Annotated in this window: 23 protein-coding genes; 10 read left to right on the top strand and 13 right to left on the bottom strand. The window is 54.7% G+C overall.

Going from position 1 to position 24104, the window contains the following annotated elements; genetic code table 11:
* The first annotated feature begins 71 nt into the window (after nt 1–71).
* The 3 genes from ASE07_RS21370 to ASE07_RS21355 all read left to right on the top strand — a co-directional run bounded on the left by ASE07_RS21370 (nt 72) and on the right by ASE07_RS21355 (nt 3772).
* Entirely contained in the window at nt 72–452 is a 381-nt protein-coding gene (locus tag ASE07_RS21370; RefSeq protein WP_057292850.1) for a DUF1353 domain-containing protein, read from the top strand.
* A 15-nt stretch (nt 453–467) separates the two neighbouring features.
* Nucleotides 468–1019, top strand: coding sequence for a thermonuclease family protein (locus ASE07_RS21365; RefSeq protein WP_235548561.1), 552 nt, complete (start codon nt 468–470; stop codon nt 1017–1019).
* Between the two features lie 824 nt (nt 1020–1843).
* Complete coding sequence (locus tag ASE07_RS21355; RefSeq protein ID WP_057293027.1) at nt 1844–3772, top strand: ATP-binding cassette domain-containing protein; 1929 nt, start codon at nt 1844–1846, stop codon at nt 3770–3772.
* A 58-nt stretch (nt 3773–3830) separates the two neighbouring features.
* Here ASE07_RS21355 and ASE07_RS21350 read toward each other — a convergent pair whose 3' ends face one another.
* Complete coding sequence (locus ASE07_RS21350) at nt 3831–4670, bottom strand: SirB1 family protein (RefSeq protein WP_057292848.1); 840 nt, start codon at nt 4668–4670, stop codon at nt 3831–3833.
* A gap of 103 nt (nt 4671–4773) precedes the next feature.
* Entirely contained in the window at nt 4774–6324 is a 1551-nt protein-coding gene (gene murJ / locus ASE07_RS21345) for a murein biosynthesis integral membrane protein MurJ (RefSeq protein ID WP_057292847.1), read from the bottom strand.
* A 208-nt stretch (nt 6325–6532) separates the two neighbouring features.
* On the opposite strand from murJ, the gene rpsT reads away from it, so the two are divergent.
* Nucleotides 6533–6796, top strand: a complete 264-nt coding sequence (gene rpsT / locus ASE07_RS21340; RefSeq protein ID WP_057292846.1) for a 30S ribosomal protein S20 — start codon at nt 6533–6535, stop codon at nt 6794–6796.
* Nucleotides 6797–7195: 399 nt separating this feature from the next.
* Here rpsT and ASE07_RS21335 read toward each other — a convergent pair whose 3' ends face one another.
* Both ASE07_RS21335 and ASE07_RS21330 read right to left on the bottom strand, forming a co-directional pair.
* Complete coding sequence (locus ASE07_RS21335; protein ID WP_057292845.1) at nt 7196–7645, bottom strand: DUF192 domain-containing protein; 450 nt, start codon at nt 7643–7645, stop codon at nt 7196–7198.
* 91 nt (nt 7646–7736) lie between these two features.
* Nucleotides 7737–7946 (bottom strand): hypothetical protein, encoded by a 210-nt coding sequence (locus ASE07_RS21330; RefSeq protein ID WP_057292844.1) that lies wholly within the window; start codon nt 7944–7946, stop codon nt 7737–7739.
* 309 nt (nt 7947–8255) lie between these two features.
* Between ASE07_RS21330 and ASE07_RS21325 the strand changes: the two genes are divergently transcribed.
* On the top strand, nt 8256–9434 hold the full coding sequence (locus tag ASE07_RS21325) for a tetratricopeptide repeat protein (protein ID WP_057292843.1): 1179 nt from the start codon (nt 8256–8258) through the stop codon (nt 9432–9434).
* Nucleotides 9431–10558, top strand: a complete 1128-nt coding sequence (locus tag ASE07_RS21320) for a HupE/UreJ family protein (RefSeq protein ID WP_200960998.1) — start codon at nt 9431–9433, stop codon at nt 10556–10558. Before ASE07_RS21325 ends, ASE07_RS21320 begins: the two co-directional genes overlap by 4 nt.
* Nucleotides 10559–10597: 39 nt before the next feature.
* On the opposite strand, the gene ASE07_RS21315 is transcribed toward ASE07_RS21320, so the two are convergent.
* On the bottom strand, nt 10598–11155 hold the full coding sequence (locus ASE07_RS21315; protein WP_057292842.1) for a pseudouridine synthase: 558 nt from the start codon (nt 11153–11155) through the stop codon (nt 10598–10600).
* A 338-nt stretch (nt 11156–11493) separates the two neighbouring features.
* Between ASE07_RS21315 and icd the strand changes: the two genes are divergently transcribed.
* Nucleotides 11494–12747: an NADP-dependent isocitrate dehydrogenase gene (gene icd / locus ASE07_RS21310; RefSeq protein WP_057292841.1), complete on the top strand. Its 1254-nt coding sequence runs from the start codon at nt 11494–11496 to the stop codon at nt 12745–12747.
* Between the two features lie 248 nt (nt 12748–12995).
* Here the strand turns inward: icd and ASE07_RS21305 are convergent, their stop codons facing one another.
* The 3 genes from ASE07_RS21305 to cspE form a co-directional block, all read right to left on the bottom strand.
* Complete coding sequence (locus ASE07_RS21305) at nt 12996–13625, bottom strand: response regulator transcription factor (protein ID WP_057292840.1); 630 nt, start codon at nt 13623–13625, stop codon at nt 12996–12998.
* A gap of 14 nt (nt 13626–13639) precedes the next feature.
* Nucleotides 13640–14995, bottom strand: a complete 1356-nt coding sequence (locus ASE07_RS21300; RefSeq protein WP_057292839.1) for a cache domain-containing protein — start codon at nt 14993–14995, stop codon at nt 13640–13642.
* Between the two features lie 254 nt (nt 14996–15249).
* Nucleotides 15250–15453 carry a transcription antiterminator/RNA stability regulator CspE gene (cspE, locus tag ASE07_RS21295; RefSeq protein WP_057292838.1) on the bottom strand — a complete coding sequence of 68 codons (204 nt, stop codon included), beginning with the start codon at nt 15451–15453 and terminating at the stop codon, nt 15250–15252.
* A 347-nt stretch (nt 15454–15800) separates the two neighbouring features.
* On the opposite strand from cspE, the gene clpS reads away from it, so the two are divergent.
* Both clpS and clpA read left to right on the top strand, forming a co-directional pair.
* Nucleotides 15801–16115, top strand: coding sequence for an ATP-dependent Clp protease adapter ClpS (gene clpS, locus ASE07_RS21290; protein ID WP_057292837.1), 315 nt, complete (start codon nt 15801–15803; stop codon nt 16113–16115).
* Complete coding sequence (clpA, locus tag ASE07_RS21285; protein ID WP_057292836.1) at nt 16112–18412, top strand: ATP-dependent Clp protease ATP-binding subunit ClpA; 2301 nt, start codon at nt 16112–16114, stop codon at nt 18410–18412. Before clpS ends, clpA begins: the two co-directional genes overlap by 4 nt.
* Nucleotides 18413–18581: 169 nt before the next feature.
* Here the strand turns inward: clpA and ASE07_RS21280 are convergent, their stop codons facing one another.
* From ASE07_RS21280 to aat, 4 genes are all read right to left on the bottom strand, one after another.
* Nucleotides 18582–19625, bottom strand: a complete 1044-nt coding sequence (locus ASE07_RS21280; RefSeq protein ID WP_057292835.1) for an aldo/keto reductase — start codon at nt 19623–19625, stop codon at nt 18582–18584.
* Nucleotides 19626–19695: 70 nt separating this feature from the next.
* A complete protein-coding gene (locus tag ASE07_RS21275) occupies nt 19696–20739 on the bottom strand; it encodes a quinone-dependent dihydroorotate dehydrogenase (protein ID WP_057292834.1) in 1044 nt (347 codons plus the stop codon).
* 87 nt (nt 20740–20826) lie between these two features.
* Nucleotides 20827–21561: an arginyltransferase gene (locus ASE07_RS21270; RefSeq protein ID WP_057292833.1), complete on the bottom strand. Its 735-nt coding sequence runs from the start codon at nt 21559–21561 to the stop codon at nt 20827–20829.
* Nucleotides 21562–21664: 103 nt separating this feature from the next.
* Nucleotides 21665–22387, bottom strand: a complete 723-nt coding sequence (aat, locus tag ASE07_RS21265) for a leucyl/phenylalanyl-tRNA--protein transferase (protein WP_057292832.1) — start codon at nt 22385–22387, stop codon at nt 21665–21667.
* A gap of 184 nt (nt 22388–22571) precedes the next feature.
* Here aat and ASE07_RS21260 point away from each other — a divergent pair, with 184 nt between their 5' ends.
* On the top strand, nt 22572–23774 hold the full coding sequence (locus ASE07_RS21260; RefSeq protein WP_057292831.1) for an ammonium transporter: 1203 nt from the start codon (nt 22572–22574) through the stop codon (nt 23772–23774).
* A 135-nt stretch (nt 23775–23909) separates the two neighbouring features.
* On the opposite strand, the gene ASE07_RS21255 is transcribed toward ASE07_RS21260, so the two are convergent.
* The gene (locus tag ASE07_RS21255) at nt 23910–24092 is read right to left on the bottom strand and encodes a hypothetical protein (RefSeq protein ID WP_057292830.1); all 183 of its coding nucleotides are present in this window, start codon (nt 24090–24092) and stop codon (nt 23910–23912) included.
* Between the last annotated feature and the right edge of the window lie 12 nt (nt 24093–24104).

Raw genomic sequence — 24104 nt, 5'->3', positions numbered from 1 at the left:
TGGGCCGCATCCTACGCAACTGATAACGTGCTCGCCGACGTGGAGCGTGCATCTAAATCCGGCGAATCAAAATGACGTCCCGCTTCTTGACGGATTTGCACTTGGGTATCAGTGCCGATGGTGAGCATAAGAGACTCGATGCGCCGCTTGTCTACGAATCCGAGGTAGCAGGGCGCATCTTCATCGTGCCGACCGGCTTCGAGACTGACCTCGCGTCGGTCCCAAGACTGCCGGTTGCCTACTTACTGTTTGGTGGTGTGGGCGACGCCGCAGCGGTGGTGCACGACTATCTTTACACCACGCAGGAGGTCAGCCGGAAGGTTGCTGACGATGTGCTTGCCGAAGCAATGAAGGTGTCCGGTATCTCAGCCTGGCGGCGCGGGCCAATGTGGATTGGCGTGCGGATGTTTGGCTGGTTGCACTACAACAAACCGGCAGACGTTCCTGCATAGAGGCATAATGCCCGAATGAAAATCTCCGCACTAGTTTTCCTCTTGCTGTCGTCGTCCGCATTCGGGCAAATGGTCGAGCGTCCACAAGAAGCAGAGCGCCTTACTGGGCAACGGAATGCAATTCCCCGGCCGGCAGATGTTGCCCGCATCAGCGGCTATCAGGTCATCGGCATAGCAGACGGGGACACACTCACTGTTCTACAGGATCGCAAGCCGGTAAAGCTCCGCCTCGCCAATATCGACGCACCAGAGAAGTCGCAGCCATTCGGCCAGCGCTCGAAGGAGTCGCTTTCTGACCTCTGCTGGGGCAAGGGTGCGACCTACGAAACGCAGGATATTGACCGGTACGGCCGTACTGTCGCGGTTGTGACTTGTGGTGGCGTAGAGGTCAATCGCGCCCAGGTTGAACGCGGGATGGCATGGGTGTATCCGCGCTATAACAAGGACCAGTCTTTGCCTGCATTACAGGAGAAAAGCCGGAATGCGGGCGTAGGACTCTGGCGCGACAGCGATCCAATACCACCTTGGGAATACCGGCGATCGTCAAAGCTCAGTCGAGAGAACTAGTCTCTGGCATTCTCTTGAGCTTACAATATACTGTATGTTTATACAGTATATTCAGCCATGAAAACTGTTGTCTGCTACACAATTCGCTATCGACTCAATGGGCAGTGGCATCTCTCGGGGTGGAAAATGCCACTCGGTTACGCTGACCGTCAATATATGGTTACGCAATGGGAGCCATTGCTGGAAACTGCAGAGGAAATTCATATCAATGATGCAGCCTGGAACCGAAAGACTTCCACGTCTTCATTTCAGAAGAATACTCATAGTCGGCCGTATGCAGATCCAAAGCGACCGCCAATCTTGAACTGGCCGCATTGGCCGGTGGAGTATCCATCGGATGACGACTGGGCCGTCCTGAACGATATATGGAAGCGGTGCACAGACCGCCAGTCGCGCCGGTAACCGTTGGAATGACGGTTTTGCCAGCATTTTTCTGGAAGCCGCATAAAAATGCTCGGCTCAGCGGTTGTTCGAATCCCCCATCCTCTTAGTCCTCGTGCAGCCTCTCTCTATATATAGAGGGGTGCAGAACGGGCGGCAAAAATCATCCCAATTCCGCGCGGAAACTGGTTCTTCATTCTCTTGCTTCAAGTTATCGGTGATACGGAAGTGATACGAGGTCGGCGCTAAGCCAGTACTGGTGCGGATATCCTCCCCTTGAACTACGGCGAGACACGCGGGTATTGATGCAGTGAACTGCATCAGCCCGAGATTATAGCCGAGACCGGGCATGAAATGCCTGTCCTGCAGCAGTAGTGGGTACAATGCGTGCTTCTTCTCATTTTGCGGACGCTTTTCGCGCACCGCTGCAACCGCATTTTCCTATGGCAGTCATCTCTCTTTCAAATGCCCAGTTGGCGTTCGGCCATGTGGCCTTGCTTGATCATGCAGAATTCGCGCTGGAAGCCGGCGAACGGGTCGGCCTGATCGGCCGCAACGGCACGGGCAAGTCATCTCTCCTGAAAATCATTGCCGGCATGTCCAAACTGGACGATGGCCTGCTAGTCATGCAGCAAGGCATCAAAATCGCTTACGTGCAACAGGAACCGCATTTCGAGGACGCGATGTCGGTGTTCGACGCGGTCGCCTCCGGACTTGGCGAATTGCCTGCGATGCTTAACGAGTACAACGAACTGGCGACCAGTCTGGGCGGCACCGATGATGATGCGATCATGGACCGCATGCATACCATTCAGGTCCGGCTTGACGCGGCAGATGCCTGGAGTATTGGCAATCGCGTGGAAACCATTCTCGATCGCCTGAACCTGAACAAGGATGCCTTGATGGGCACGCTTTCCGGCGGTACGCAGAAACGCGTGGCGCTTGGTTGTGCACTCGTTGGCGCGCCGGATGTGCTGCTACTCGACGAGCCCACCAACCACCTGGATTTCACTTCCATCCTGTGGCTGGAAGGGCTATTGCGCGATTACAAGGGCAGCATCCTTTTCATTACTCACGACCGCTCCTTCCTCGATAACGTCGCGACGCGGATCATTGAACTCGACCGTGGAAGGCTGCTGTCCTTCCCGGGCAATTTCAGCGCCTATCAGACTCGCAAGGCGGAGCAGCTCGAAATTGAAGCAATTGAGAACGCGAAATTTGACAAATTTCTCGCGCAGGAAGAAGTCTGGATTCGCAAGGGGGTGGAAGCCCGCCGCACGCGTAACGAAGGGCGGGTCAGGCGTCTCGAAGAATTGCGCCGGACGCGCAGTGCCCGACGCGATCAGCAAGGGCAGGTCAAGCTTGATGTGTCGGCGGGCGAGCGCTCAGGGAAAATCGTTGCAGAGCTTGTCGATATCAGCAAGCGTTACGGTGACAAGGTGATCGTACGGGATTTCAATGCCATCATCATGCGCGGCGACAAGGTCGGATTGATAGGGCCAAACGGCGCAGGCAAGACTACCTTGCTCAAACTGATTCTCGGTGAAGAGCAGCCCGATAGCGGCACGGTGAAACAAGGTGCGCGCCTGCAAGTTGCTTATTTTGATCAGATGCGTGCGCAACTCAATGAAGAAGCGAGCCTCGCGGACACGATTTCACCCGGTAGTGACTGGGTTGAAATCAACGGCCAGCGCAAACACGTAATGACTTACCTTTCGGACTTTCTGTTTGCACCGGAGCGCGCGCGATCGCCGGTCAAATCCTTGTCCGGTGGCGAGCGCAACCGTCTTCTGCTAGCCCGCCTGTTTGCAAAGCCTGCCAATGCGCTGGTGCTCGATGAGCCGACCAACGACCTCGACATCGATACGCTCGAACTGCTGGAAGAATTGCTCGAAGAGTACAGTGGGACCGTATTCCTGGTCAGCCACGACCGCACTTTCCTCGATAATGTGGTTACCCAGGTGATCGTCGCTGAAGGTGAGGGCATGTGGCGCGAATACGTGGGTGGGTATACCGATTGGGAGCGCGTGCGCGATACAGTGGCGGCGTCGGCGAAGGCAGCACTAAAATCTGAGACGAAACCCGTAGTTAGGGAGACACCAGCGGCCGCGAATAGCACGAATGCCTCCAGTGCTAGCAAGGCAAAAAAGCTTAGCTACAAGGAGCAGCGCGAACTAGAGACTCTGCCCGGTGTAATTGCTTCCCTGGAGGCCGAACAGAAAACCATCTCGGAGCAGCTCGCCGATTCCGAGCTATATCGTCAGCGACCAGAGGAGGTGAAGCGTCTCAACCAGCGCTTTGCCGAGATTGATGAACTGTTGATGGAAAACCTGGAAAAATGGGAAGCGATCGAGGCTAAATCCAAAGCCTGAATAGGCAATGCGCAATCGGTATGGGGACTTGGGGTTAACTGTGCACAATGATCAGTGGTCAGTTGAGCCGCTTGCTTGCCTCTCTCAGCTCGGGAAGTTTTTCGCGCAGCATCTCGGCGTCCGGCGCATGTGGTCGCTCAGCGAGATAAGCCTCAAGGTCATCCAATGCAGCTTGGGGACACTCAAGATTGGCATACGCGAGCCCGCGGTCGCGTCGCTCGGCGACCTCATCCGGCAACAAGATCAACAGGCGCTGCTGTACGCCAAGCAGGCGCTGCCAACGCATATGCTCAAGGAACAGAGCCTTCAGATTACGTAGCATGCGTACCAGAATTTCACGCGGGTGAGCGGCATGCAAATAATACGCGAGTGGAATAGCACCTGGATAACTCTGCTGTTCGAAATACGGTTCAAGCCGCTCTTCCAACTCTTCGCGTGACAGACTGGCGCCGTTGAACGGATCAAGCACTATGTCACCCGATTGCACGGACAGCTTCATCAGGAAATGTCCCGGGAAGGAAATCCCTTTGACGTTCAAACCGATTTGCTGTGCCAGCTCCATGTAAAGCACCGCCAGGGAAATCGGAATCCCGCGACGGGTCTTGATCACGCGGTGCAGGTAACTGTTATCGGGGTCGTAATAGTCATTGACGTTGCCGGCGAACCCAAGCTCACGGTAAAAGAAATGATTTAACAGGCGCAGCTTCTGTACATTGGAAGCATCCGCTGCCAGTCGCCGCTGCAGCCTTGCAGCAAGAATATCGACTTCAGCCTGGGTTGCTGATAAGTCCAGTTGGGGTTCTACGTCCTGCGCGATGGCCAGTGCCGCCTCAAACAGCGGAATGGAATCGTCTTGCTGGACCAGGGACGCGAAATATTCAAGGGATTGGATCACCATACAAGGACCATAATAAACCATGCTGCGGTCAATTAAAGGACAGGATGGAAATGTTCTTGCATTCCATCGCCGGGCTGCGCAAGACTTGTCCTCGGATTCGACGCTACTTCGACGTACGCTTGAAGTCCTGGAACCGGAAACCCATCGCCAGCAGTGCACCGAAGTAAGTAACGCCGCAGGCGGCCATGACAACGGTCAATGCCCCAGCACGTAGCAAGGGTTGGGCCTGCAAGGCGATCCAGTTGAATTGCGCGGCAGTCCACAAGGCCACGCCTGCAAGCAGGAAGAGGGCGCCGCAGAGTCTCAGCATGAAAACACCCCAGCCACGCGCTGGCGTATAGATGCCGCGTCGCTTCAGGCCAAAATACAGGAAGCCGGCATTCAGGCAGGCGCCAATCCCTACCGATAACGCGAGCCCCGCATGGGCAAAGCGCGGCACGAACATCAGGTTCATGAGTTGCGTTGCGATCAGTACCCCCACGGCAATTTTTACCGGCGTGCGTATATCCTGCTTCGCGTAAAAGCCGGGAGCGAGAATTTTGACGAGGATAAGTCCGATCAATCCGACGCCATAGGCAATCAGGGCCTGGCCTGTCATCCTGACCGATTCGACGTCAAATTTTCCATAGTGGAACAAGGTGGCGGTCAAGGGCTCGGAGAGCGTAATCAGGCCGACCGCCGATGGCAGGGCGATCAGGAAAGTCAGTCGCAAGCCCCAATCCAATAGAGAGGAATATTCTTCCGGATCACCATCCGCATGGGCCTTGGCCAAGCTGGGAAGCAAAATGGTACCGAGCGCGACACCCAGCAGCGCGGTCGGAAATTCCATGAGTCGGTCGGCATAGGTCAGCCAAGACACGCTCCCACTTACCTGCCGGGATGCAATATTGGTATTGATAATGATGCTGATCTGGGCAACCGATACTGCAACGGTTGCCGGAACCATCTGGCGCAGGACGCGGCGCACACCCGGGTCGCTCCAGGCCAGCTTGAGGTTGATGCCGAGGCGGGGCAACATACCAATCCTGCGTAATGCGGGCAACTGCACCGCTACCTGTAGTATGCCGCCAATCACGACTGCCGCCGCCAGCGCATACACCGGCTGGCGCATATATGGTGCGGCGAACAACGAAGCAACAATAAAAGAGAAATTCAGCAGCACCGGTGTAATAGCCGGCACGCGGAATTGGCGCCAGGTATTGAGGATGCCGCCGGACAGCGCAACAAAGGCCATGAAGCCAATGTAGGGAAACATGATCCGGGTCATGAGCACTGACGCGTCAAAAGCGTCCGGGTCGGCCTGGAGTCCGGTCGCAATAAAATAGACCACAATCGGTGCGCCAACGATGCCAAGAATGCATGTGAGCAACAAAACCCACATAAGAATGGTCGCGACATGGTCGACTAATTCCTTGGTTGCGGCTTCACCTTTCTTGCTTTTGTATTCAGCTAGAATTGGTACAAACGCCTGTGAGAATGCGCCTTCGGCAAAAAGCCGGCGCAACAGGTTCGGTATACGAAATGCAACATTGAAAGCATCGGTATAGGCCGATGCGCCGAAAGCCCGCGCGAACAGGAGTTCACGGAGCAGCCCCGTCACACGTGAAAGCATGGTCATGCCGGAGACGGTGGCTAGCGTTTTGTGCAGATTCATGGGGCGCCATTATAGCCGTTGGTTTCCCGACGGCAGATGGCTCGAACCGGTTTATCTGTTGCCGCGGAATGATGGGCCAAACGGACCATCGCGGACAATCTGCGGGAATGATTGATCAATCCCTAAAATCTGCGTTATAATCCGCAGCTTTACAGAATTCTGTCTCGCAATCCGCGAACGCAGTCCGATTTCGAATTAGGAAATATTCATGGCAAATACCGCACAAGCGCGCAAACGTGCTCGTCAAGCAGTCAAGCAAAACGCACACAACTCCAGCCAGCGCTCGACCCTGCGTACCGCAATCAAGGCCGTTCGCAAGGCGATTGAAGCAGGCGACAAAGCCGCAGCGTCGCAAGTATTCCTGTCTTCCGTTTCGACGATTGACCGTATCGCCGACAAGAAGATCATTCATAAGAACAAGGCAGCTCGCCATAAGAGCCGTCTGGCTGCAGCCCTGAAGGCGCTGGCCTAATTAGTTTCTTGTGAGCCGGCTTGATGCCGGCCGCTTAAGATTTAACGAAAAACCCGCATGACATACGTGTTGTGCGGGTTTTTTTCGTCTATCCATATTGGATCTTATTGCAAGTCCCGATACAAAAGGGCAGCGATAGTGTTCAAGGATCAATCGTCACCTGACATCACACAGAAACATGCAGATGAGCGCAGTACGCAGCAGCATATTTGTGTTCCTGCGATAGGACCGCTCTGCACACTCGGCGCGGTAACTAGTACTTATACCAATCCCCACCCATAACGCACCATGAGATCGCGTCTTTTCCGTCGTCAATAGCCCGCTATTGACTCCTCCTGCGCCTTGCCAGTCAAAAAAATCCATCGATCTCATTTGTCACGTTACAGGTTGGGATTGGTATTACTTCGGCAGACCTTCAATCTTGGTGCCTGGCTTGATATTTTTCTGTTTAAACCAGCCCTGATTCATTTCAAGCGCATAACGGACCGGCTTTTTCGCGCAATGTGAATCGGTCGTTTGCGGCTGCATGTCTTCGATGTTGACGATTTTTCCACTTTCATCGATGAAGGCGACCGAGAGCGGAATCAGGGTATTTTTCATCCACATGCAGACGCCCGCCGGTGCGTCGAACAAAAAGACCATGCCTTCATTGGCGCCCATTTTTTCGCGATTCATCAGACCCTGCTGACGCTCGGCATCGCGTGCGGCGACTTCCGCCTTGATGACGTGCATTCCGGCGGTTAGCGAAATGGTGGGAAAGTGTGGCGCCTGCTGGGCAAAGGTGACGACTGGGAGAGCCGAAAACAGCAGTGCTGCTACGGCTGTCTGGACGAAGATCCTTGGATTCATGGGACGTATGGACAGTGAGGAAACAGGAAGCTTAGCCGATAAAAAAGAAAAAGGCAGGACGAGCCTGCCTTGATTGGTGCCGAAGTGTTGATTACTTCGATGCGGTCGGAGCAGCAGCGGTTTTTGCTTTCTTGGCTTTTTTTGCTTTCTTGGCTTTTTTCTTGGGAGCCGGAGCGTCCATCGAAGCAGCAGGTGCAGCAGCAGGTGCCGGCGCTGCCGAAGCCGGCGCAGCGGCGTGGCTAGCGGCGAAGGAAGAAACAGCGAACAGACCAGCAACGAGAGCAGCGATCAGGTTTTTCATTTTATAGTCCTTCAAATTAACACGTTAGTAACGCGGTGATTCGGTCGAATCAATGGAATTAACGACCATCAACGGCAATGGTTGACACCGAAAACACTGAGATTGCCTAAATATCTTTAGGCCGCCGCATCCGCTGATATGGTTGCGTCGTATACGGAGTAGATGAATCGCAGTTTGGATCATTATCACTTCCTGCCGGCGACTTGGTTAATTGCCGTATTGATGTCATTGTTGCTATGATCCCGAGTCTTTGTACTGCGTGTTCAGTTTGGGGACTGGCTCCCTTGGCACTTATTTTTGGATCCGTTGATGGCCGCTCGTCTTCTTGCAGTGCTGGTCGCGTCGCTCGTCTGCATGAAAGGCGTCGCCGCACCCTATGTGCCCGATTCCAACGCCAAGGTGCTGGAGCGACTTCCATTCAAACCAAACGACCCGATAGCGCGCGAGCTGGCGCAACTGAGGGGAGAGCTCAGGCGCGATCCGCGCAACGCGGAAGTCGCAGTCAAACTTGCGCGCCGCTATTATGAGATGGTGTCGGAAGAAGGCGACCCGCGTTATCTAGGCTATGCGCAGGCGGCATTGGCACCATGGTGGGACATGCCAACCCCACCCGTGGATATCCAGATCTTGCGCGCCAGTCTCAGGCAATTCCTCCATAATTTCAGCGGTGCGGTCACTGACCTGGATGAAGTGCTCCAGCGTGACCCGCGCAATTCGCAAGCGCTTTCGTTACGCGCCATCATTCATATCGTGCAGGCTCGGTATTTACAGGGAATGGCTGATTGCCGCGCGTTGCGCCAGAGCGGCGATCCGCTAATTGCACAGGGCTGCGAAGCCATGGTTGACGGACTCACCGGGAAAGCCGGCCCTGCATATGCCGCACTCAATCCCATTGTTGAAAGCGCGACATCTCTTATCCCCAGTAAAAAACTATGGCTTGAAATCCGCCTTGCCGAACTGGCGGAGCGTCAGGGCCGGGCCGACCGCGCAGAAATGCATTTCAAACGAGCACTTTCGCTGGGCATTACCGATACCTTCCTGTTGGCGGCCTATGCCGATCTGTTGCTTCAGCAAAATCGACCAGGCGACGTGGTGAATCTCTTAAAGGACCGGACTCGCTCGGACGTCTTGTTGCTGCGCCTGGTGTTTGCCGAGCGAGCGCTCAAACTGCCAACCGCGAAAGAACTAGAGAATACCCTTGCGGCCCGCTACGCTGCTGCACAGATGCGCGGAGAAACCGTGCACCAGCAGGAAGAGGCGCGCTTTGCGCTGGATGTCGAGGGCAATGCAAAAAGATCTCTTGGCCTGGCGGTCGAAAACTGGAAGGTTCAACGCGAGCCACGGGACGCGGAGATTTTTCTACGCGCCGCTATCGCCATGAAGGATCGGGAATCGGCAACGCCCGTGCTGCAGTGGCTGGATGACAGCAAGATAGAAGATCCTCATCTCCTTCGACTCGGACAGCAGTTGCGGGGAGTCCGGCCATGATGCGGCAACTGCTCCTGTTATGTACCGGCTTGTTATTCGCTTGCAGTGCCTATGCCCATAAACCGAGCGATAGTTACCTGAGTTTGAAGGTGTCGGGGTCGGTGATCGACGGTCAATGGGATATTGCGCTACGCGATCTCGATTTTGCGATTGGGCTTGATGCCGACGGAGACGCCAATATCACCTGGGGCGAGGTCAAGGCGAAGCACAACGACATTGCGGCTTATGCCTTTTCACGGCTGGCGGTCGCTGCGGATGGTCATGATTGCCCGCTACAAGTGAGCGACCACCTGATCGACGATCACACTGACGGCGCTTATGCAGTGCTGCGATTCAGTGCGAATTGCGAGCAGACGATTGAGCGATTGCAGGCCAGGTATTCACTGCTGTTCGATGTCGACCCACAGCACAAGGGACTGTTGCGACTTGAATTCAAAGGTTCTACGCGGACCGGTGTGTTTACGCCGGAAAGCGCAAACCAGGAATTCGCGATGGGTTCAGTCGGGAAGTTCGCACAATTCGTTGATTACTTGCGCGAGGGCGTGTGGCATATCTGGATTGGATTCGATCACATTCTGTTTCTGCTCGCGCTCCTGTTACCCGCGGTCGTCTATCGGCGGGAAGGAAAATGGCTTGCCGTCGATGGGCTGAAACCGGCTTTCTTCAGCGTACTTAAAATCGTCACCGCGTTCACCCTTGCGCATTCAATCACCTTGTCGCTGGCCACTCTTGGCGTGGTCAGCTTGCCATCACGGTGGGTCGAGTCGGTCATTGCAGCCTCCGTCGTCATCGCGGCGCTTAACAACATATTTCCCCTGTTCAGGGACAGGCGCTGGGCGATGGCGTTTGGATTTGGGCTCATCCACGGTTTTGGTTTTGCCAGCGTTCTATCCGATCTTGGCCTTCCGGGCGACACGCTGGTGCTGGCACTGGTAGGCTTTAATGTTGGTGTCGAAGCGGGGCAACTTGCCATCGTGGCCGGCTTTCTTCCCCTTGCCTATCTTCTTCGTAAGACGATTTTCTACCGCCGTATCGTCCTCATTGGAGGATCGTTTCTTATCGCGATGCTTGCTGCAATCTGGCTGGCCGAACGTGCGCTGGACATGAAAGTGCTGCCGTCTTGATCAGAAGCCGTGGGATCGCCAGGCATGCGTGCAGCGGTGTCAGTCCAGCTCCGAGGTGGATACTTCGCGCCATTCGCCCGGCCAAATGGGATGCGTACTCAACGCAAATGGACCGATAGCAATGCGTATCAAACGTAGCGTCGGTAATCCCACCGCGGCCGTCATGCGCCTGACCTGTCGGTTCTTTCCTTCCGCTATTGTAATGGCGAGCCAACTGGTTGGCAGATTGGCCCGGTGTCGTACGGGCGGGTCTCTTTCCCATAACCAGCCTGGTGGCTCGATGGGCCGTACTGCGCAGGGCTGCGTGACAAAATCGCCCAGATTGAGCGGTCCGCCGAGACGCGCCAGCGCGTCATCCGACGCAATACCTTCCACTTGAACAATGTAAGTCTTTGGCTGCTTGCTGAGCGGGTGGCTGATCCTATGCTGCAATTTCCCATCATCAGTTAACAACACCAATCCTTCGCTGTCGGCATCGAGCCGGCCAGCGGGATAAATTCCGGGGATATCAAGATAGTCGGCGAGTGTCTTCCTGCTCTCGTGAGCGGAGAACTGGCACATCACCTGGAAAGGCTTGTTAAACAGAATCAGTGGCACGCTGTCTCGCAGCAGATAGATAGCGGATCGCGGCGGCGATCCCGGGAAGCCGGTATTTTACGCTTTGTATGTCTACTGCTTTAGCACTAATCTGATATTCGCAACGCAACCGGTATTGAGAATAGGGCAGCCGCAACATATCGGCGGCCATGGATCAATGATTTGCTTGTCAAGGATGGGCAATTGGCTCGAAGGCAAAAACAATGGCATCCAGTAAAATAGTGGTGCATAATACAGAATGTAGTCTTATGTCTTATATAAGACTGAAACTGCGCTTTAAAACAAAAATTTAAAGTAAGAGACGGTCTTTTCCTTTCCTCCTAACCCCGGAGCCTACGATGTATCAACATATCAAAGTGCCTGCCGACGGCAAAAAAATTACCGTCAATGCCGACTTTTCCTTGAATGTGCCAGACAATCCGATCATCCCGTATCTCGAGGGTGACGGCACTGGCGTGGACATCAGCCCGGTCATGATCAAGGTGGTTGATGCAGCGGTTGCTAAGGCATACGGCGGCAAGCGCAAGATCAGCTGGATGGAAATCTACGCTGGCGAAAAGTCGACCAAAGTATATGGTCCTGATGTGTGGCTGCCCGAAGAATCCCTGCAAGTTCTGAAAGATTACGTTGTGTCGATCAAGGGTCCGCTGACTACGCCGGTTGGCGGCGGTATTCGCTCGCTCAACGTGGCACTGCGCCAGGAACTCGATCTGTACGTCTGCTTGCGCCCGGTCCGTTACTTCAAAGGCGTTCCGTCGCCGGTACGCGAGCCGGAGAAGACCGACATGGTGATCTTCCGTGAAAATTCCGAAGACATCTATGCCGGTATCGAATGGCAAGAAGGCTCCGATGGCGCCAAGAAGCTGATCGAATTCCTGGTCAAAGAAATGGGCGTCAAGAAGATCCGTTTCCCGAACACTTCCGGTATCGGCGTCAAGCCGGTTTCCCGTGAAGGTACCGAGCGTCTGGTGCGCAAGGCATTCCAGTACGCAATCGACAACGACAAGCCGTCCGTGACCCTGGTCCACAAGGGCAACATCATGAAGTACACCGAAGGTGGCTTCCGCGACTGGGGCTATGCGTTGGCTCAGAATGAGTTCGGTGCTGAGCTGATCGATGGCGGCCCATGGTGCAAATTCAAGAATCCAAAGACTGGTAAGGAAATTACGGTCAAGGATTCAATCGCTGATGCGTTCCTCCAGCAAATTCTGCTGCGTCCGAATGAGTACAGCGTAATTGCGACATTGAACCTGAACGGCGATTACATCTCCGATGCACTCGCAGCGCAGGTCGGTGGTATCGGCATCGCACCGGGCGCGAACATGTCCGACTCCGTCGCAATGTTTGAAGCAACGCACGGCACCGCACCGAAGTACGCAGGCAAGGACTATGTCAACCCGGGCTCGCTGATCCTGTCCGCCGAAATGATGCTGCGTCACATGGGTTGGACCGAAGCAGCTGACCTGATCATCACATCAATGGAAAAATCGATCACCTCGAAGAAAGTCACTTATGACTTCGCGCGCCTGATGGAAGGCGCAACTCAGGTATCGTGCTCAGGCTTCGGCGACGTCATGATTTCCAATATGTAATCTAACGTGCTGCTGCAGTAAAAAGAAAGGCCGGATAAATTCCGGCCTTTTGTTTTTTGGAATTCTTTGCTTTTTTGACTGGCAAGGCGCAGGAGGAGTCAATAGCGGGCTATTGACGACGAGTGCAACGCAGGCAGGCGGCTCGGCGCCCCCGAAAAAAGACGCGATGTCATGTTGCGTTATGGGTTGGGATTGGTATACGTCCAAAGCCGCAAATCACGCTTCAACGCCTGCCCTGATCCGGACCGTCATTTGATCTGTGTCTGCTCGAGTGCGAAGCGAATCAGGTCAGCCTGGCCTTCAATGCCCAGCTTGCGTTTGATGTTAAGCCGATGCGTTTCGATCGTGCGTACGCTGAGGTCCATGTCACGCGCGATGTGTTTGTTGGATTTGCCGGTGGCAATGCACTGCAGGACTTCACGTTCTCTTGGTGTTAGCAACAATGCAGGCGGCATGGGGCGGGATAGCTGCTTCGCCAATCCGGCGCTGTAATAAATTCCGCCAGACATGACCGTATCGATGGCGGTAATGATATCCATCGCTGGCGCATCCTTCAGAACGTAGCCACGCGCGCCTGCCTGGATTGCCTGCATCACGTATTCTGCCTTGTCGTGCATGCTGAGCATCAGGATCGCAATTTCCGGATAGAGGGTGTTGAAGCGCCCTGTAAGTTCGATGCCATTCATGCCCGATAGATTAATGTCCATCAGCACGAGATCGATGGTCTCTCGTGATGCCGCATCGAGAGCTTCCGCTGCATTGCCGGCTTCTGCGACCACACTGAAATGAGGAATGGTTTCCAGGCGCGCTCTTAAGCCATCGCGCACCAGAGGGTGGTCGTCCACCAGAAGGATATGAACAAAAGGTACGGTCAGCATGTCAGGAGGATAAATTAAACTCGGGGTAATGTGGCAACGACATGGGTTCCATCAATCGATGATGTCAGCTCAAGCTTGCCACCCACGGCGCTGACACGTTCGTGCATGTTGCGCAAGCCAATGCCGCGCTTTGGATGCTGAGAGATGCCGGCTACATCAAAACCAATGCCGTTGTCAGCGATGACGAGCTTGACCTCGGACTTGTAACCAAGCAGTTCTACCCGGACCGTGGATGCATTAGCGTGCCGTTTAATGTTGGTAAGGGTTTCCTGGGCAATCCGAAACATCACGGTATTGGCGACATCCGATAAGCCGTCGGCACTGCCATCGTAATGGAAATGTGTCGTAATGGAAGTGTGTTCAGTGAATTCGCGCGTCAGGTGATCCAGCGCCGCGGCGAGGCCGAGGTCATCGAGCAAGGCAGGGCGCAGGTCATGTGAAATTCTGCGGACTTCACCGAGCACATCGTTGAGCTGACCGGCGGCACGGTCGAATGATGCCTTGGCAATTTCCGGTCGCGAGGCGTTCGCTGCAAGTTTGGCAATACCTGACTCGACCTGTAATTTGATGGATACCAGCCACTGACTGATGCCGTCATGCAAGTCACGTGACAGACGTGCCCGCTCTTCTTCTTGCGATCGAACGACGCGTTGCGCAAGGACGCGCAGTTTGGCATCCGCAACACGGTACTCGCTAACATTCAGCGCCAGTCCGGATAAAGCGACAACCATGGCGCTCGCAATGGCGATCCCGGCAATCCACATCATCGTACTTCGGATGTTTGCGAGAATCTGGGTGTCAATCTTGGCAAGTGCGTTGTCGACGTCATCAAGGTAAATCCCCGTACCCAGCATCCAGCCCCAGCGTGGCAGCATGACGACATAGCCAAGCTTCGGCGCCACTTTCTTGCTTGATGGCTTTTCCCATAAGTAACGAACCAGTCCTCCGCCAGCCTTGGCTTGCAATATAAGTCGCTGAATTGTTGGATTTCCATCGGTATCACGCAACTCCCAGAGATCTTTGCCGACTAACTCTGGCTGCCGGGGATGCATGAGATTTTTACCGTTCAGATCGTACAGGAAGAAATAGCCGTCATCGCCATAGTCGAGCTTTGACAATATGTGGATAGCTTCCAGGCGTGTTGCGTCATCGTCACGGCCGGAATCGTACAAATGAGCGATCGACCTGGATGCGAGGGCTACGTAATGATTGAGCTCTGCTTCCTTGCTAACGAGATAGGCAGTTTCGACAGAAGCACGCTGCTGATGCGCAAGAAGGTTGGCCTGATGCCGAACAGCCATGGCAATGGCAAGCAGGGCGACGATCAACGGTGCGATCGCAAGCAGCAGAATTTTCTGGCGGAGCTTCATAGGATGTTACTTTACAGCTATTTTTGCACTTATCGGGTACGGAATATTACCGATAGGACGAAAGGGCGTCCTTGCAAGCGGCATATGTCGGGAATACCACTAGCGTGTAAAAAGGGTGATGATGTGTGCAGGATATCCCAGGTTGACTCTGCAGCCGACGTCAATCTATACAGTAATAGGAAGACGCAGAGCTACCCCGGGCGAAAAAAAACCCCGCGGGGCGGGGCTTTTTGCGCTCTTGCTAATCGACGTGATTAGGGGGCCTGAATATTGGAAGCTTGCTTGCCTTTCGGGCCTTGCGTGACTTCGAACGAAACCTTCTGACCTTCTTTGAGAGTCTTGAAGCCATTCATCTGGATTGCGGAAAAGTGGGCGAACAAATCTTCACCGCCGTCATCCGGAGTGATAAATCCGAAGCCTTTGGAATCGTTAAACCACTTGACGGTACCTGTTGCCATAAAAGCGTCTTTCAAATAATAACTAATCACACGAGCCGTAAAAGCAAGAAGCCTCGCGACACGCTGCCCCCTCTTATAACTTGCTCACTTCATATTGACAATACGATAATGCTCGAATTGTCAATAAATACCATTGTTCCTGCAAAAAATATAAAAGTCAAGGTAGTTCCCCGAGCGTTTTTGAGTTTTTGCAAGGGTAATGCACAATAGAATTCTTGAAATTCAGCGAAGGAGCATCATCTGCGAACTACAAAGAAAGGGCGTAAGATCAAGATACAGATCATATGTAGTTCGAATTTCCCTTACTTGGGCGCGTTGCGCCTAGTTAAACGTTTTAGAATAAACGAATGGCAACTCAGCATGACAATGACAACGGTACGGTACTTGCTAGGCAAGAGCAGAAGCTTAAGCCTCCACCGATGTATCAGGTCCTCTTATTGAACGACGACTATACGCCGATGGAATTTGTGGTTGCGATCATTCAGGAGTACTTTAATAAGGACCGTGAAACCGCAACGCAGATCATGCTCAAGGTTCATCGTGACGGAAAAGGTATGTGCGGCGTCTATCCAAAAGACATAGCGTCCACTAAAGTAGAATTAGTGTTAACCCACGCTCGAAAAGCAGGACATCCCCTGCAATGCGTGATGGAGGAAGCATGATTGCGCAGGAACTTGAAGTAAGTTTGCATATGGCTTTTGTCGAGGCTCGCCAGGCTCGCCACGAGTTCATTACAGTCGAGCACTTGTTGCTCGCGTTGCTCGACAATCCGTCGGCAGCAGAGGTGCTGCGTGCATGCGCAGTCAATATCGAGGATCTGCGCAAGACGCTGACAAACTTCATCAGCGACAACACGCCGACCGTTCCCGGAACCAGCGAAGTGGATACACAGCCGACACTCGGCTTCCAGCGTGTCATCCAGCGCGCGATCATGCATGTGCAGTCGGCTTCCAACGGCAAGAAGGAAGTTACCGGCGCCAACGTGCTGGTCGCCATCTTTGGCGAGAAAGATTCCCACGCTGTGTATTATTTGCACCAGCAGGGCGTCACTCGTCTGGATGTGGTGAATTTCATTTCGCACGGCGTCCGAAAGGACCAGCAGGCGGAATCGCAGAAATCGCCGGAAGGTACGGAAGATGCGCAGGCCGAAGGCCAGCAGAAGGAAAGTCCGCTTGATCAGTTCACCCAGAATCTGAACAAGTTGGCTGCCGAGGGCAAGATTGATCCGCTCATCGGCCGCGAATCCGAAGTCGAGCGCGTGATCCAGACCCTGTGCCGTCGGCGCAAGAACAACCCGTTGTTGGTTGGTGAGGCCGGTGTCGGCAAGACGGCAATCGCAGAAGGCCTGGCATGGCGCGTTACCCAGGGCGATGTGCCCGAAGTGCTGCAGAACGCAGTGGTGTACTCGCTCGACATGGGTGCGCTGCTGGCCGGTACCAAATACCGCGGCGACTTCGAACAACGCCTGAAGGCAGTGCTCAAGCAGCTGCGCGAAAACCCGAACGGTATTCTGTTCATCGACGAGATCCATACGATCATCGGGGCCGGGTCGGCATCGGGTGGTACGCTGGACGCATCGAATCTGCTCAAGCCCGCGCTTTCCAGCGGCCAGCTCAAGTGCATCGGCGCGACCACCTACACCGAGTTCCGCGGCGTCTTCGAGAAGGACCATGCTTTGTCACGGCGCTTCCAGAAGATCGACGTCAACGAACCGACCGTTGAACAGACGGTGCAGATTCTGCGCGGCCTGAAGTCACGGTTCGAAGAGCACCATGGCGTGAAGTATTCGTCATCTGCATTGACCTCGGCGGCGGAACTGGCCGCACGCTTCATCAATGATCGCCATCTGCCCGACAAGGCGATCGACGTGATTGACGAAGCTGGCGCCGCACAGCGTATTCTGCCGAAATCGAAGCAGAAGAAGACGATTGGCAAATCCGAGATCGAAGACATCATCTCGAAGATTGCGCGTATTCCTCCGCAGTCGGTCAATCAGGACGACCGTGCCAAGCTGCAAACGATCGACCGCGATCTGAAGAATGTGGTGTTCGGTCAGGACCCGGCGATTGAAGCGCTCGGTTCGGCGATCAAGATGGCACGTGCAGGCCTCGGCAAGACCGACAAGCCTATCGGCGCCTTCCTGTTCTCCGGTCCGACCGGCGTCGGCAAAACCGAAGTGGCGAAGCAGCTGGCCTTTATCATGGGCATCGAGCTGATCCGCTTCGATATGTCCGAATATATGGAGCGTCACGCGGTCAGCCGTCTGATCGGCGCGCCGCCGGGCTACGTCGGTTTCGACCAGGGTGGTTTGCTGACCGAAGCGATCACGAAGAAGCCGCACGCTGTGCTGCTGCTCGACGAGATCGAAAAGGCGCATCCGGATATCTTCAATATCCTGTTGCAGGTGATGGACCATGGCACGCTGACCGATAACAACGGTCGCAAGGCTGACTTCCGCAACGTGATTATCGTCATGACCACGAACGCGGGCGCGGAAAGTCTGCAGAAGCGTTCGATCGGCTTTACTGACAAGAAGGAAGCCGGCGACGAGATGGCGGATATCAAGCGTATGTTTACGCCGGAATTCCGCAATCGCCTGGATGCGATCATCAGCTTCAAGGCGCTGGACGAGGAAGTCATCCTGCGTGTGGTCGACAAGTTCCTGATGCAGCTGGAAGAACAGCTGCACGAGAAGAAAGTGGAAGCTGTCTTTACCGAGAGCTTGCGCAAGTACCTCGCGAAGAAGGGCTTCGATCCACTGATGGGCGCACGTCCGATGTCACGCCTGATTCAGGACATGATCCGCAAGGCACTCGCCGACGAGCTGTTGTTTGGCAAGTTGGTAGCAGGCGGCCGTGTTACGGTCGATATGGACGAAAACGAGCAGATCAAACTCGATTTTACCGAGGGCGATCCGACCCCGCCTCCGGCTCCGGAAGAAACGCTGGAAGTCGAATAAGCGATTCACTGGTAGTCAACCCTGCCAGCAAAAAAGCCCGAACCATTCGTATGGTTCGGGCTTTTTCTTTATGGGTCCGGCGACGACGGCGCCACGGGAACGTTAGTGCAATCTATGGCGATGTGCTCATAGAAATGTTCCGACGACTGCTGTTTTGTCGACCAGCTGCTTACTGCGCCGGGTTAGCCATCTCTGCGTGGATAGCATTGATCGACGCAATGACTTCTTCTGGCAACTGCACGGCCAGCGCATCGATGTCTTCCTGCAACTGCTGCAAGCTCGTCGCGCCAATGATTGTCGAGGCAACAAACCAGCGGCTGTAGCACCATGCCAGCGCAAGGGTGGCCGGCGACATGCCGTTGGCACGCGCGAGGTCGGCATAACGCCGGCAGGCTTCGAGGACTGACTCTCGCATATAGCGTGGGCTCCAGGTTGGCGGGAATTTCGTCAGCCGTCCTGCTGCCTTCGGATCGTCGATATATTTCGCCGTCAGCTGGCCGAAGGCGAGGGGGCTGTAGGCCAGCAATCCGACCCGTTCGCGAAAACAGGTTTCATCCAGTCCTGCTTCAAAACTGCGGTTGACCAGATTGTAAGCATTCTGAATCGACACGATGCGCGGCAGTCCACGCGCTTCAGATTGCCGGGTGAATTCACATACGCCCCACGGAGTTTCGTTCGACACGCCGATATGGCGGATCTTGCCGGCTTTGACCAGGTCACCAAGCGCCGCCAACGTATCTTCGATCGCAGCATGGGGACGCTCTTTTTTCGGATCGAATGAAATTGCACCGAAAATCGGCGCATTGCGGCTTGGCCAGTGCAACTGGTAAAGATCGATGTAGTCGGTTTGCAGCCTTTGCAAACTGCCGTCGACGGCGAGCTTGAGGTTGGCTGCATCGAAATCCGATTGCCCATTGCGTATCCAGCTGATTCCACGGGAAGGTCCTGCCGCTTTGGTCGCCAGAATGACGTCGCCGCGCTTGCCGGATTTCTTCAGCCAGCTGCCGATATGGCTTTCAGTACGGCCTTGGGTTTCAGCCCGCGGCATTACCGGGTACATTTCCGCGGTGTCGATGAAATTGATGCCACGCTCAAGCGCATAGTCCAGCTGGCTATGCGCTTCCGATTCCGAATTCTGTTCGCCAAAAGTCATGGTGCCGAGACAAATTTTCGACACGGCGAGGTCGCTGTCTCCCAGTTGTATTTTTTCCATACGTCTCCTATTGGTATGCGTTGCCGGTTAGGTGCCCTGCCATATTCGAGGCAAAGCGCACCCCCAGACTTTAAACCGATTTCCGCAACGCTGCCGCACACTCCCGGATCAGCGCGGGGCCGCGATAGATCAGGCCGGTGTAGAGCTGAACGAGACTGGCACCGGCATCAATTTTTGCCTGAGCATCCTGTCCGGAGAGAATGCCGCCGACGCCAATGATGGGTAGGGCCGTGCCCAGCTCCGATTTCAGCGCGCGGATCACGTCATTGGACAATTTGAATACCGGCGCTCCCGACAGGCCGCCTGTTTCTTCCGCGTGCGGCAAGCCTTTCACCGCATCGCGCGTGATGGTCGTGTTGGTGGCAATAACGGCGTCCATCTTGTGCCGTAACAGGGCATCGGCAATGGTTTTGACCTGTTCGCTATCAATATCGGGTGCGATTTTCAATGCGACAGGAACGTAGCGCTTATGTTGATCCGCGAGCCGCCGTTGTGTTTCTTTTAGGTTCGACAGCAGGGTGTCGAGTTCGGATGCTCCCTGGAGTTGTCGCAGATTTTTTGTGTTGGGCGAGGAAATATTGATCGTCACATAGCTGGCATAGGGATAGACCTTTTGCAAGCAATGCAGATAATCGTCGACTGCCCTTTCAATTGGCGTATCGGCGTTTTTGCCGATATTAAGGCCAAGCACGCCTTCCTTGTTCTGATAGAACTTTGATGCCTGTACATTCTTCACAAAGGCATCCACACCACCGTTGTTGAAGCCCATCCGGTTGATGATCGCGTTCGCTGCGGGAAGCCGGAACATGCGCGGCATCGGATTGCCGGGCTGGGCACGCGGTGTCACCGTGCCAATTTCAATCGAGCCGAACCCCAATGCCGCAAGTCCGTCGATGTAGGCACCGTCCTTGTCCAAACCGGCAGCCAAGCCAACCGGGTTCGGAAATGCGATGCCCATGACCGTGCGCACATCTTTTTTCGGTCGGGGAATGGCGCCGGTCAATCCAAGTGCCGCCGCACGTCGCAGCGCAGGCAAGGTCAGGTTATGGGCGGCCTCCGCATCCAGCGAGAAAAGGAAAGGGCGGGCAAGCGAATAGAGAAGTTTGTCGGACATGGCAGTGGAAAAGACGCGCGGCCGGGTCGGCCTTGCAAAAAGGCGCTATTTTACCCTTGCCAGCCATGGGTATAACCGGAAAGCCGGTCAAAGATCGGGATGCCAGTCCTGCCACGTGCCATGCCGCAGTGCTTCGAGCGGACGGAAGTTGACCTTATAAGCCATCTTCTGACTGTCCCGGATCCAGTAACCCAGGTACACGTAGGGGATTTCCAGCCTTCGTGCCTGTTCGATTTGCCACATGACGTTATAGGTGCCATAGGAGGCACCTATAACGTCAGGGTCGTAAAAGGTGTACACCGAGGACAGACCGTCATTGAGCACGTCGATGATGCTGACCATGCGCAGCGTGCCGTCGGCTTCACGGAATTCCACCAGTCGGGTGTTGACCTTGCTTTGCAGGAGAAATTGCGCATACTGGTCGCGGCTATCCTGATCCATGCCGCCGCCGGCATGACGGGCTGCCTGGTACCGCAGATAAAGTTCGTAATGCTCCGGCACGTAGGCAAGGGTCGTGACCCAGGTTTCCAGATTCGAATGCTTGTTCCAGGCGCGGCGCTGGCTGCGATTGGTAATGAATTCGTTTGCCTTCACCCGCACCGGGATGCACGCCTGGCAGCCATCGCAATAAGGGCGGTAGGTAAAAATGCCACTGCGGCGAAAGCCATTCTTTACCAGCTCGGAATAGACATCGGCATTAATCAGGTGCGAGGGCGTCGCCACTTGCGATCGTGCCTGCCGGTTTTCAAGATAGCTGCACGGGTAGGGCGCTGTGGCGTAAAACTGCAGGGTGGCGAAAGGCAGGTCTTTTAAATGCGTCATATACGTAGTGCCCGACTGCGATGTGGATCGAAGGCGACAGACAAGTGCGCCTTTCTAATTTACACCGTATGCCCGGGCGGCATAACATTTTTTTCAACGGTGTTCAAAATAAAGCAAGGGGCTCCCATCTGGTGATCGGTGCCTGTCGCGTCGCTTTTTTCAAGTGCGCAATGAATTCGCTACGCGGAATCGGGCTGGCGCCGAGTGAAGCAAGATGGGAGGTCTCTTGTTGACAATCGATCATCTCCACTCCATTTGCATTCAGGAAGTGCACGAGATAAGCCAGCGCGATCTTCGACGCATCGGACACGCGGGCAAACATCGACTCGCCATAAAACATCCTGCCGATACAGACACCGTAAGCACCACCCACCAGTTGTCCATCCAGCCAGACTTCAGACGAATGCGCAAAACCGCGGCGATGCAGGCCGCAATAACCACGAACGATCTCTTCGGAGATCCATGTGCCTGCACCGTCGCGACGCGGTGCGGCACAGGCGCGCATCACGTCTTCGAACGCGGTATCGAAACGAATCTGCCAGCGCCCATCCGTCAAGCTGCTCTTATGTACCTTCCTGAGTGTTTTTTTCAGACTGTGCGAGACCGAAAAGCGTTCAGTAAACAACACCATCCGAGGATCGGTGCTCCACCACAGGATAGGCTGGCCTTCGGAAAACCAAGGAAAGATTCCATGGCGGTAAGCGTCCAGCAAACGGTCCGGCGACAGGTCAGCTCCTGCGGCAAGCAGCCCGGCCGCGCCATCTTCTTCAGTCAATGCAAAAGCGACGTCGGGAAAAGGAGAATTGGGTTCCAGCCACGGAATCATGCAGTTTCCCCAAATTGGTACGTGGAGCCGCACGTTAACGGTGCGAAATAAAAAGCCATTTTTATTTCCCTGATTTGTATTGCCATGGAATCAAAGACTTAGCGCAATGCACCAAAATGGAATATTTTTTGCTTAGGAGAATCTCCATTTTTACACTTTGCACATTAACAGGGAGAATTCTTGCATGGATGCGTTTAAAAACGGTGCCGATGCGTTATTCATACTGCTCGGCGCGATCATGATTCTCGCCATGCATGCCGGGTTTGCGTTTCTTGAACTCGGTACGGTTCGTAAAAAGAATCAAGTCAACGCGCTCGTCAAAATCTTAGTCGATTTTGCTGTTTCGACAATAGCCTATTTTTTCATCGGCTATGGCATTGCTTATGGTATGCACTTCTTCGCCGACGCGACCGTACTCGCCGAAAAAAATGGATTTGAACTGGTGAAGTTCTTTTTTCTGCTGACCTTTGCCGCGGCGATTCCCGCGATTATCTCCGGCGGAATCGCAGAACGTGCCAAGTTTCACCCGCAATTAATCGCTACCGCCGTGCTGGTGGGATTCATCTATCCGTTTTTTGAAGGCATCGCCTGGAATCAGCGCTTCGGTATACAGGCATGGCTCAAGGTGATGTATTCGGCAGAGTTTCATGACTTTGCCGGCTCGGTAGTCGTGCATGCGGTTGGCGGCTGGGCAGCTTTGCCAGCGGTCCTGTTCCTCGGTGCACGTCGTGGTCGTTATTCCAAGGACGGCGCCATCGCGGCACATCCGCCTTCAAACATCCCATTCCTCGCGTTGGGTGCCTGGATTCTTGCCGTGGGCTGGTTCGGCTTCAACGTCATGAGTGCGCAGACCCTCGATAAAATGAATGGCCTCGTGGCGATCAACTCGTTGATGGCGATGGTCGGCGGCACCCTGATTGCAGTACTGATGGGTAAGAATGACCCTGGATTTGCCTACAACGGCCCATTGGCAGGATTAGTGGCGGTGTGCGCAGGTTCCGACCTCATGCATCCTCTGGGTGCGCTGGTGACCGGTGGCATCGCCGGCGCGGTATTCGTCTGGATGTTTACGCTTACCCAAAACAAATGGAAGATTGACGACGTGTTGGGCGTATGGCCGTTGCACGGCTTATGCGGCGCCTGGGGCGGACTTGCGGCTGGCATTTTTGGACAGCAGTCACTTGGCGGTATCGGTGGTGTGTCCATCATGTCGCAATTGATCGGCACATTGCTGGGAATTATTATTGCCGCTGCAGGAGGCGCCCTCGTGTATGGCGTACTGAAAAAGCTGGTTGGCATTCGTCTCGATCCCGAACAGGAATTCGATGGCGCCGACCTCTCGATCCACAAGATCGGCTCGACTGCCGAACGCGAAACCAACTGGTAGCATGCAGGCATGCCATTGGGCCGATTGCCGGAGCGGGCAAGACGTGAGCAGACACACCGCTATCTCTTGCCCTCCCTGTCTTGTCCACGCTCCGTGGACTGATATTGGCGATTCTCCAATCTTTTGGGATTCCGTTCAACGAAAGCGGAGGACATTGTAGACGACGTCAAAATCTTCCTGAATCGCTTCAAGCTGTTCCTCGCGGGCGACCTTCACCAGTTGCCGCAATGCATGCTTGAAGAGCCGTCGGTCCGTGTCGCTTGCTTCTTCGCTCAAGGAAGCGACCATCGATTCGATCATTTCATCTGAGGCGCACATATCGGTCTTCTG

Source organism: Noviherbaspirillum sp. Root189 (assembly GCF_001428545.1).
Lineage (GTDB): Bacteria > Pseudomonadota > Gammaproteobacteria > Burkholderiales > Burkholderiaceae_D > Noviherbaspirillum.
Note: the sequence above shows the minus strand (reverse complement) of the source record. Positions and strands in the feature narration are given on the sequence as shown.

Coding starts and splice junctions, on each gene's coding strand:
- ASE07_RS21370 (WP_057292850.1), top strand. CDS start 72: ATGACGTCCCGCTTCTTGACGGATTTGCACTTGGGTATCAGTGCCGAT.
- ASE07_RS21365 (WP_235548561.1), top strand. CDS start 468: ATGAAAATCTCCGCACTAGTTTTCCTCTTGCTGTCGTCGTCCGCATTC.
- ASE07_RS21355 (WP_057293027.1), top strand. CDS start 1,844: ATGGCAGTCATCTCTCTTTCAAATGCCCAGTTGGCGTTCGGCCATGTG.
- ASE07_RS21350 (WP_057292848.1), bottom strand. CDS start 4,670: ATGGTGATCCAATCCCTTGAATATTTCGCGTCCCTGGTCCAGCAAGAC.
- murJ (WP_057292847.1), bottom strand. CDS start 6,324: ATGAATCTGCACAAAACGCTAGCCACCGTCTCCGGCATGACCATGCTT.
- rpsT (WP_057292846.1), top strand. CDS start 6,533: ATGGCAAATACCGCACAAGCGCGCAAACGTGCTCGTCAAGCAGTCAAG.
- ASE07_RS21335 (WP_057292845.1), bottom strand. CDS start 7,645: ATGAATCCAAGGATCTTCGTCCAGACAGCCGTAGCAGCACTGCTGTTT.
- ASE07_RS21330 (WP_057292844.1), bottom strand. CDS start 7,946: ATGAAAAACCTGATCGCTGCTCTCGTTGCTGGTCTGTTCGCTGTTTCT.
- ASE07_RS21325 (WP_057292843.1), top strand. CDS start 8,256: ATGGCCGCTCGTCTTCTTGCAGTGCTGGTCGCGTCGCTCGTCTGCATG.
- ASE07_RS21320 (WP_200960998.1), top strand. CDS start 9,431: ATGATGCGGCAACTGCTCCTGTTATGTACCGGCTTGTTATTCGCTTGC.
- icd (WP_057292841.1), top strand. CDS start 11,494: ATGTATCAACATATCAAAGTGCCTGCCGACGGCAAAAAAATTACCGTC.
- ASE07_RS21305 (WP_057292840.1), bottom strand. CDS start 13,625: ATGCTGACCGTACCTTTTGTTCATATCCTTCTGGTGGACGACCACCCT.
- ASE07_RS21300 (WP_057292839.1), bottom strand. CDS start 14,995: ATGAAGCTCCGCCAGAAAATTCTGCTGCTTGCGATCGCACCGTTGATC.
- cspE (WP_057292838.1), bottom strand. CDS start 15,453: ATGGCAACAGGTACCGTCAAGTGGTTTAACGATTCCAAAGGCTTCGGA.
- clpS (WP_057292837.1), top strand. CDS start 15,801: ATGGCAACTCAGCATGACAATGACAACGGTACGGTACTTGCTAGGCAA.
- clpA (WP_057292836.1), top strand. CDS start 16,112: ATGATTGCGCAGGAACTTGAAGTAAGTTTGCATATGGCTTTTGTCGAG.
- ASE07_RS21280 (WP_057292835.1), bottom strand. CDS start 19,625: ATGGAAAAAATACAACTGGGAGACAGCGACCTCGCCGTGTCGAAAATT.
- ASE07_RS21275 (WP_057292834.1), bottom strand. CDS start 20,739: ATGTCCGACAAACTTCTCTATTCGCTTGCCCGCCCTTTCCTTTTCTCG.
- ASE07_RS21270 (WP_057292833.1), bottom strand. CDS start 21,561: ATGACGCATTTAAAAGACCTGCCTTTCGCCACCCTGCAGTTTTACGCC.
- aat (WP_057292832.1), bottom strand. CDS start 22,387: ATGATTCCGTGGCTGGAACCCAATTCTCCTTTTCCCGACGTCGCTTTT.
- ASE07_RS21260 (WP_057292831.1), top strand. CDS start 22,572: ATGGATGCGTTTAAAAACGGTGCCGATGCGTTATTCATACTGCTCGGC.
- ASE07_RS21255 (WP_057292830.1), bottom strand. CDS start 24,092: ATGTGCGCCTCAGATGAAATGATCGAATCGATGGTCGCTTCCTTGAGC.